This window comes from Xanthomarina sp., assembly GCF_035306705.1.
GTDB lineage: Bacteria > Bacteroidota > Bacteroidia > Flavobacteriales > Flavobacteriaceae > Xanthomarina.
Window position 1 is genome coordinate 1 of the sequence record NZ_DATGNO010000146.1, and the last position, 9,099, is coordinate 9,099.

At 34.1% G+C, this 9,099-nt stretch carries 9 protein-coding genes; 5 read left to right on the top strand and 4 right to left on the bottom strand.

What is annotated here, in order from left to right; all coding sequences use genetic code 11:
• A partial coding sequence (locus VKY47_RS11805) for a peptidoglycan DD-metalloendopeptidase family protein (protein WP_324313012.1) occupies positions 1-1,439 on the top strand: 1,439 nt, incomplete at its 5' end.
• A 1-nt stretch (position 1,440) separates the two neighbouring features.
• Here the strand turns inward: VKY47_RS11805 and VKY47_RS11810 are convergent.
• From VKY47_RS11810 to trhO, 4 genes are read right to left on the bottom strand one after another with little or no spacing between them, the layout of a single operon-like run.
• Entirely contained in the window at positions 1,441-2,445 is a 1,005-nt protein-coding gene (locus tag VKY47_RS11810; RefSeq protein ID WP_324313013.1) for a radical SAM protein, read from the bottom strand.
• 17 nt (positions 2,446-2,462) lie between these two features.
• Entirely contained in the window at positions 2,463-2,693 is a 231-nt protein-coding gene (locus VKY47_RS11815; RefSeq protein ID WP_324313014.1) for a ferredoxin, read from the bottom strand.
• Positions 2,693-3,937 carry a peptidase U32 family protein gene (locus VKY47_RS11820; RefSeq protein WP_324313015.1) on the bottom strand — a complete coding sequence of 415 codons (1,245 nt, stop codon included), beginning with the start codon at positions 3,935-3,937 and terminating at the stop codon, positions 2,693-2,695. The genes VKY47_RS11815 and VKY47_RS11820 overlap by 1 nt, the downstream gene beginning before the upstream one ends.
• An 11-nt stretch (positions 3,938-3,948) precedes the next feature.
• The gene (gene trhO, locus VKY47_RS11825; RefSeq protein WP_324313016.1) at positions 3,949-5,022 is read right to left on the bottom strand and encodes an oxygen-dependent tRNA uridine(34) hydroxylase TrhO; all 1,074 of its coding nucleotides are present in this window, start codon (positions 5,020-5,022) and stop codon (positions 3,949-3,951) included.
• Between the two features lie 542 nt (positions 5,023-5,564).
• Here trhO and recA point away from each other — a divergent pair.
• The 4 genes from recA to VKY47_RS11845 all read left to right on the top strand — a co-directional run.
• Positions 5,565-6,572 (top strand): recombinase RecA, encoded by a 1,008-nt coding sequence (gene recA / locus VKY47_RS11830; RefSeq protein ID WP_324313017.1) that lies wholly within the window; start codon positions 5,565-5,567, stop codon positions 6,570-6,572.
• Between the two features lie 91 nt (positions 6,573-6,663).
• Positions 6,664-7,062 (top strand): hypothetical protein, encoded by a 399-nt coding sequence (locus VKY47_RS11835; protein ID WP_324313018.1) that lies wholly within the window; start codon positions 6,664-6,666, stop codon positions 7,060-7,062.
• A gap of 28 nt (positions 7,063-7,090) precedes the next feature.
• Positions 7,091-7,633 carry an RNA polymerase sigma factor gene (locus VKY47_RS11840; RefSeq protein ID WP_324313019.1) on the top strand — a complete coding sequence of 181 codons (543 nt, stop codon included), beginning with the start codon at positions 7,091-7,093 and terminating at the stop codon, positions 7,631-7,633.
• Positions 7,633-9,099 (top strand): hypothetical protein (locus VKY47_RS11845; protein ID WP_324313020.1); only part of this gene is annotated, 1,467 nt, incomplete at its 3' end. The genes VKY47_RS11840 and VKY47_RS11845, both read left to right, overlap by 1 nt.

Here is a 9,099-nt window from a genome sequence, read left to right on the forward strand (position 1 = left end):
ATAAATCACTAAAACCTGAAATCATGATAACTAATTTTACTCAATCTCTGTTAATCTGCTTGGTATTATTCCCATTTTACACAACACAAGCACAAGATTTTAACTCCGTAATGACAAGTGGAGAATATGTTTTTAATGAAAACAGAATCCCTTGTTTAACCGAAGAACAAAGAACCGCCATCAAAATTGAAACCAATAACAATATTACCGCCTTAAAACTTCAAAATAAACTAGCTTTTAACGAAGGTAATAACCGTGGTGGTCATCCATTATTTATTTGGCCGGTACAACAAGCTGCTGGTTTTAATTACAACAATACTTGGTCTATTTCTGGTTATGTGGATCATAATTCAGCCTACCCCAATCAGCTAACAGATTATAATTGTGGCACTCGCACTTATGATGATGCAGCTGGCTACAACCATCAAGGGGTTGATATCTATTTATGGCCTTTTACTTGGAAGCAAATGGACGACGGTCAAACCGAAATTATTGCAGCTGCTCCTGGACAAATAATTGCAAAAGGCGATGGACGTTTTGACAGAAGTTGCAACTTTAACAGCAATGTTTGGAATGCCGTTTATATACAACACAGCGATGGAAGCATTGCTTGGTATGGACATATGAAAAACGGTTCTGTAACCACCAAAAATGTTGGAGAAATGGTGGTCTTAGGTGAAGTTATTGGATTGGTTGGAAGCTCAGGAAACTCTACAGGTCCACATCTACATTTTGAAGTTCATACCAATAGTACTTATACCCAATTAGTAGATCCATTTATGGGAGCTTGTAATGATATGAACTCAACTAGTTGGTGGCAAACACAAATTCCATACAACGATTCTGGAATAAGTGCCATGCTAACTCATGATAATGCTCCGGATATTTTTCCACCATGTCCTACTACAGAAACTCCGAATATTAGTGATGATTTTAATACAGATGATACCATTTACTTTGCTGCCTATTTTAAAGATCAAGTAGTTGGCGACAATATACATTTATCTATTATTAAACCGGATAATTCCTTTTTGTACGATTGGGATATTACCGTAGAGACCACATCTTCTTCATGGTATTATTATTGGTACTTTTCTGGGGTATACGATCAAGAAGGTGTGTGGAAATGGCAAGCTACTTATGCTGGCGAAACCATTACCCATAGCTTTAATGTTGGCACTTTAAGTGTTGAAGATAACAGTTTAGAAACCACTAGTATTTACCCGAATCCCGTAACAAATAACATTACTATAAAAACGGCTAAAACACTACAATCGGCTAAAGTTTTTGATGTTAGTGGGAAATTGATAAAATCAATAGATTTTAATGGAACAGCTACTTATGGCATAGATGTTTCCAATGTTTCGAAAGGCATGTATTTTCTATCGATTGTTTCTAGTGAAGGTGCACAGGAAACCTTAAAATTCATGAAACAATAACTTAGTTGAATTCAATCTCGTAATTAAGTCTGTTTGCTAAGGATTTTAATTCTTTTTCAGATTTAAAAATATTAGACCTCAACAACCTGCTCCAACCAATTTTTTGGGAATAGGCATTAAAGCTTTCGTTGTTCCAATCGAACCCGTTTTTCCAGAATTTTTGTGGAGAAACGTAACAAAATGTGTAATCGAAAATTAAGCTAGAAGCATTAACACTTTGATTTTTAGGAATGGAATTAGGAGCCAATAAGGTAATTTGATTTTCTTTACATTGACTTCTAATTCCTTCTATTAACTCGGCATAATCATCTCGAATACTATCTAAATTAAAATCGTTGTATTCCGTATTTCCAATTTTCTGAATGGGACGAATTTGAAGAATATCAAAACTTTCGCCATTAAAATGTTTGAAAAAATCGGCTAATTCGTAGAAATTATCTTTGTTGAAAGTATAATTAATACGCACTTTAAAATCGTATTGTTTCTTTAGTTTTTGAAACGCATTAAAGGCATTGTGGAATTTTTCGTAACTAGCTTTTTGCATAAAGTTTTCATAGCTTTCTTTATGTACTCCATGGAGTGAAATGGTAAACTCGTTCAATCCTGCTTTTAAAAGTGCTTCAATTTTTTCTTCATCCAATAAATTGGCATTGGTTGTTATAGAAATATATGGCACGTTGTATTGCTTGCCTAATGCCACAACTTTTACCAAATCCTTATATAAGGTGGGTTCGGTACCACAGCCAATTTGAAGTTTTAAAGCACGCCTAAAAATGGTTTTTGCCACTTGCTCCAGTTCGTCATCTTTAAATTGCCCTTTTAAGGTTTTTACATAATCGGCATCGGTAAAGTAACACATTTTACAGCGTAGATTACAGGCTAAAACAGGGTCTAAATTAACAGCCAAATAACGTTGGTTAAACTGATGCAACATATAGAGCCCTAGAAATTTAATTCTATGGCTTTTTATTTTTCTATTGAGTTGTAAGAGTTTATAAATATTCATTTTTACAGAAATATTATTCAGTTTATTTTAACGCTAATTATCTTGACAGGACAAGCTTTTACAGCGTTTTCGCAAGCTTCCAGAATTGCGTGGTCATTAGATTTTAAGGTATGAAACCCTTTCTTTTCCACGGCATGCAACAACACTGTTTTTCCGTCTTTTTTTGACATTTGAAACTGGTTTGGAGCCATCTCCACACAATAATTGCATCCAATACACTTATGGCGTTGTAAGGTAACGATTACCATTAGGCTTCTACTTTATTTTCAACAATTTTATATAATTTGTCCGAAGGTCTGATTCTAAAATCCATAGGAAGGGTTACCAAATCTCCTTTAGATGCCATCTCGGAATTCATATTGTTTATCTTCATCTCTGTCACTTGCATTTCTTTGGCACCTGTAGTTGGACCCGTAATTAATATAGTGTCTCCAACCTTAATATCAAAAGCTTCAATTTTAAATTCGCCTATATTGGCTTTCGGATAAAAATGTGTGCCCTTGCCTAAATACACTTTCTTTTGTGTGGCTTGAGATCCAGAACTATTACTCCATTCTCCCAATTTCTGACCTAAATAATAACCACTCCAAAACCCACGATTATAAACTTTTTCCAGTTCCTGCATCCAAGTAATAACTTTCTCTTTGCTGTAAGATCCATCCCTAACACTATCTATAGCATCGCGATAGCATTTAATTACTTTGGCTACATATTCTGGCGCACGGCCACGTCCTTCAATTTTTAGAACTGTAATTCCAGCATCGACAATTTCATCTAGAAAATCGATGGTACACAAGTCCTTTGGGGACATAATGTATTCGTTATCCAATTCCATTTCAAAACCTGTTTCCTGATCGATGACTGTATATTTTTTTCTGCAATTTTGTTTACAAGCTCCTCTATTTGCCGATGAATTATACGAATGCAAACTCATATAACATTTTCCAGAAACTGCCATGCAAAGTGCGCCATGACCAAAAATTTCAATTTCAATCAGTCTGCCTGAAGGGCCTTTTATTTGGTCTTTTTCTATCTGTTCGGTAATTTTTTTAACTTGACGTAAACTCAACTCCCGACTCAACACCATGGTGTCGGCAAACAAACTGTAAAACTTAACCGTTTCGATGTTGGTTACGTTTAATTGTGTAGAAATATGAACTTCCATTCCAACTTCCCTAGCAGAAGCAATAACAGCTTGATCCATGGCAATAACAGCCGTAATATTGGCTTCCTTAGCTTCTTTTAATAAGGTTTTCACAACAGACAGGTCATGATCGTAAATAATGGTGTTTAATGTTAAATAACTTCTAACATGTTTTTTTTCGCATCTTTTAGCAATTTCAGGTAAATCGGCCATTGTGAAATTTACGGTTGCACGAGCGCGCATATTCAATTGCTCAACTCCAAAGTAAATGGAGTTTGCACCGTTATCCAAAGCAGCTTGAAGTGACTCGAAGTTTCCTGCAGGTGCCATTAATTCTATATGTTGCATAACTTGAAGATTTAAGAAGTTTTACTTTTAAAATTTTCAAATATATTACGCAAATCCTTTTTATAAGATAAGTGATCTGTACGGCCTTTTTTAAAGATGTCGTTGCTATTACCTTGTCCTTTTCGTAATTCTTTTTGCTCATCGTAAGGCAATTGAATGATTTCCTGACAATGTGAAGAGCAACAATTTTCCATTTTTTCTTTGCACGCATCGCACTGAATAAACAATAAATGACAGGCGTCGTTGGCACAGTTGGTATGCAAATCGGCAGGTTCGCCACACTGATGGCAATGTGCGATTACATCTTCAGAAATCCGCTCTGAACGACGCTCATCGAACACAAAGTTTTTGCCTATAAATTTATTTTCCAAACCTCTGGCTTCCACCTGTCTTACATAATTGATAATGCCACCATCTAATTGATACACATTTTTAAACCCTTTATGTTTGTAATATGCACTTGCTTTTTCGCAACGAATTCCTCCAGTGCAATACATAACCAATTTTTTATCTTCCTTATGATCTTTTAAGTCGGCTTCAATAATGTCTAAAGATTCCCGAAACGTATCCACATCTGGAGTCACCGCATTTTTAAAATGCCCGATTTCACTTTCGTAGTGGTTTCTCATATCCACTAACACTACGTTTGGATCGTCTATAAGCTCGTTGAACTGTTCGGCTTCCACATGAATTCCCCTGTTGGTAACATCAAAGGTCTCATCGTTTAAACCATCGGCTACAATTTTATCGCGCACTTTCACTTTTAATTTTAAAAATGAAAAGTTGTCGTGTTCAATGGCAATATTCAATCGCACATTTTCTAAAAAAGAAATGGTATCTAAATGATTTTTAAACAGATTAAAGTGGTCTGCCGGGATGGAAAGTTGGGCGTTTATGCCTTCGTGGGCCACATAAATACGTCCTAAAACGTCTAATTTGTCCCAAGCTAGAAATAAGTGGTCTCTAAAAATTATTGGATTTTCAATTTTGGCGTATTTGTAGAAAGAGATAGTCAAGCGCTCTTTTCCAGCTTGCTCGATAAGTTCTGCTCTTTCTTTAGCGCTTAAGGTATTGTACAGTTGCATGCTATACTAATTTTTTAAGGTTAAAGATAATGTTGTACATCGTTGCTAAAGCATCCATGTATTTTGCTGCAAATGTAGTGTTTTTTCTGTTTTTATGGATTTTATTAAACCAAAAAGCACTTTATAAAAGTTTATAAAGTGCTTTAAGTAGACTAACTCGTTATTAATATTTTTTAATTTAATTTCTAAATCGAAAAAACATCATTACGAGCTAACCTCCATCGGCTTTACAGTTGCTATTTATAAATATAACAACTGTAACACCTAATGACATAATACATTTTTTGAAAAATTTCATTTGTTTAAAATTTTAATAGTTTTTTAAAATTGAATAAAATTAAAATGCTTTTTAAAATCCTTCATAATTAAACTTAGACTATGATGTATTGTAAGTGAGTGTATATTTTTTTCTTTTTCACAGGTAAAATTTTCCCACTTTATATAGTAGATGCAGAAAGTGTGAAAAGGTTGCGTGATAAAATTGTAAAGTGAAAAAAGAAGTAGTATTTTAGCATCACTTTCACAAGATAAAAAAAAGAGAAATGAGCAGCGAAAAAGAAGCTAAATTAAAAGCACTAAAACTTACTTTAGATAAATTAGATAAAGCATACGGCAAAGGAACTGTTATGAAAATGAGCGATCAAGCCGTTGTGGATGTTGAAGCTATTTCTTCAGGTTCTTTAGGCCTGGACATTGCCTTAGGCGTTGGAGGATATCCTAGAGGACGAGTTATAGAAATTTATGGTCCAGAATCTTCTGGTAAAACTACTTTAACCTTACATGCCATTGCAGAAGCACAAAAAGCTGGCGGTATTGCAGCATTTATCGATGCAGAACATGCATTCGATAGAACGTATGCTCAAAACCTAGGTATAGATATCGATAATTTAATTATTTCACAACCAGACAATGGGGAACAAGCTTTGGAAATAGCCGATAACTTAATTCGTTCTGGCGCTATAGATATTGTTGTTATTGACTCGGTTGCAGCTTTAACACCAAAAAGTGAGATTGAAGGTGAAATGGGAGACTCGAAAATGGGTTTACATGCACGATTGATGTCTCAAGCTTTAAGGAAATTAACAGCATCTATAAGCAAGACAAATTGTACCGTGATTTTTATCAACCAATTACGTGAAAAAATTGGTGTTATGTTTGGAAACCCAGAAACCACAACTGGTGGTAATGCATTAAAATTCTATGCATCTATAAGATTGGATATTAGACGTTCTACACAAATTAAGGAAACTGATGGTGAGGTTACCGGAAATAAGACGAGAGTTAAGGTGGTCAAAAATAAAGTAGCTCCACCTTTTAAAATGGCAGAATTTGACATTATGTATGGTGAAGGAATCTCGAAAGTTGGTGAGATTTTAGATATAGCCGTCGAATTTGAAATCATTAAAAAAAGTGGCTCTTGGTTTAGTTATGGCGAAACCAAATTAGGACAAGGTAGAGATGCCGTAAAATCCTTAATAAAAGACAATCCAGAATTACAAGACGAACTGGAGCTGAAAATTAAAGAGCAGCTAAAAGCAAGTAAAGCATAACCTTAAAATCCCGAAATATTTCGGGATTTTTTAATTTCTCACGCAACCCTTTTGTATTTTCTGCATCTACAAGATAAATATGTATTTTTTAATGAAGAAATTTATAGCATACTGTCTTCTAGTTGTTTTCATGTTTTCTTGCAGTTCTAACGACGATTATTCGCAAGATTTCTACAATGAAATGTTACCTATAGAACGTGCTAATTTTCCAGATCAATTCCAATTGGGCAAAACGTATGAAATTACTTTAACCTATATTAGACCTTCCACTTGCTATGGTTTTAATAACATTTATAATGTTCAAGAAGCCAACGTACAAACTTTAGCAATTGTTGCCAATGTAGCTGCCCAAACGGACAACTGTATAACATTAAATGAAGAGATGGAAGCCTCGTTTAATTTTACAGCCAATCATCGTGGATCTTATATTTTTAAGTTATGGCAAGGAGAAAAAAATTATTTAATTATCGAGGTTCCAGTAGAAGAATAGAAACTTTATTAAATTAATACATAATCATTTGGGTTTAAAACAACTCATACATAAATGTAGTAAAAATGATACTAAAGCACAGGCAGAACTATACCAGCTCTTTTCGGGCAAATTATTTTCTGTATGCTTGAAGTATTGTAAAAATTATGCTGAAGCAGAAGATAATCTGCAGGATGCTTTTGTGACCATTTTTGACAAAATATCACAATATAAACACAAAGGTTCTTTTGAAGGCTGGTTAAAGCGAATAACCATAAACACCGCCTTACAACGCTATAGAAACCAAAGTGTTTTTGAGATTATTGACGACACAAATATTGAAGATGTAGAAGTAACGGTTGAAGAAGATGATGTATCCCTTGAATTTCTTTTAAAGATAATCCAAGAATTGCCAGATCGCTACAGATTGGTTTTTAACCTCTATGTTTTGGACGATTATTCGCATAAGGAAATAGCCCTGATGCTAGAAATTACAACTGGAACTTCAAAATCTAATTTGGCCAGAGCCAGAAAGATATTAAAAGATAAAATTGAAGATTACAAAACAAGTTTAAACACGCATATCTTGTAATGAGTGATAAAAAACATATAGATAGAATTTTTCAAGAAAAATTCAAGGATTTTGAGGCGACCCCAAACCCACAAGTTTGGAACAACATTCAAAATAAGTTAAACAAACCGAAAAAAGACCGAAAGAAAGTGCTTCCTTTTTGGTATAAACTTGCTGGAGTTGCTGCTCTGTTACTTTTATTATTGACTGTTGGTAATTTGTTAATAACAGGTAACTCGACCGTTAATTCCAATAAAACCAAGGTTGTTGATACCGAAAACACCATGAAGGTGAAGAATGCTACAAATTCTTCAGATGAGACAGAAATCAATTCAACTGTTGCAAATACTTCCAACGAAAAAACAAATAAAACCGTGAATGGAACAAGTAGTTCCGAAAATCAAATTGGTGACAACAATTCCGAAGTAAAAGGAAATTCAAACACAGCACAAATAGCTTCAGAAGAAGGTTTAAAAACGAAATCTATCAACCAAACAACGCCTAAAGTTTCTAAAGAAAATTCAAACAAAAGTATTACAAATCCTTCATATAAAACAAATACAAGGGATACAAGACTAACTGAAAACACTAAGGATAAGGTAGAATCAGAAGAAAATTTTGATAAAAACCCTACTAAAATCAACAACAATAAGCTAATTAGAAATAATAACAACATTGCTACAACACAAACAAACGGTAAAACAGATTCTAATTTAGACTTTGATAAAACAAAAACCGAAAATCAACTACAACAATTAAATAATAAAGCAGCAGTAAATGGAGTTGCTTTAAAAGAGAATACAGAAGCTGAACTAGAAAAACCTTTGGTAGAAGATCTAAAGAAAACAGATTTAACCATAGAAGAAGCTATTGCAGCTAACCAAGATCTTATTGAAGAAGAGAAAGATGAAATAATAAACAGGTGGCAGGTTTATGCAAATATTGCCCCTGTTTATTATAATTCGATGGGGAAAGGCTCGCATCTCGATCAACAATTTGCCAGCAATTCCAAAAGTGGAGAAGTAAATACGAGTTATGGCATTAATGTTAGTTACAATTTAAACAACAAGTTATCTGTTCGTACAGGATTAAGTTCACTAAATTTAAGTTACGATACCAACGACGTTATTTTATATACAAACATAGCGAGTACCGGTTCGACTCCTAGTCCATTTAGAAACATTAATTTATCCAATGGCAACGAAGGTCTAACGGCTATAAGTGCAGATAATTTAAGTGTTGCTCAAGTGGATAATGTGCTAAGTCCAAAATCGAATGCCGCTATTAGTCAGCGTATTAGTTATTACGAAATTCCGATGGAGTTGAATTATAGAATAGGAAACAAGAAATTAGGTTTTAATCTAATTGCTGGTTTTAGTTCGTTTATTTTAGATGGCAACGATGTATATTCTGAATTACTTGGAGAGAAAACTTATATAGGTGAAGCAAACAACATAAGATCCATGAGTTTTAGTACCAACTTCGGG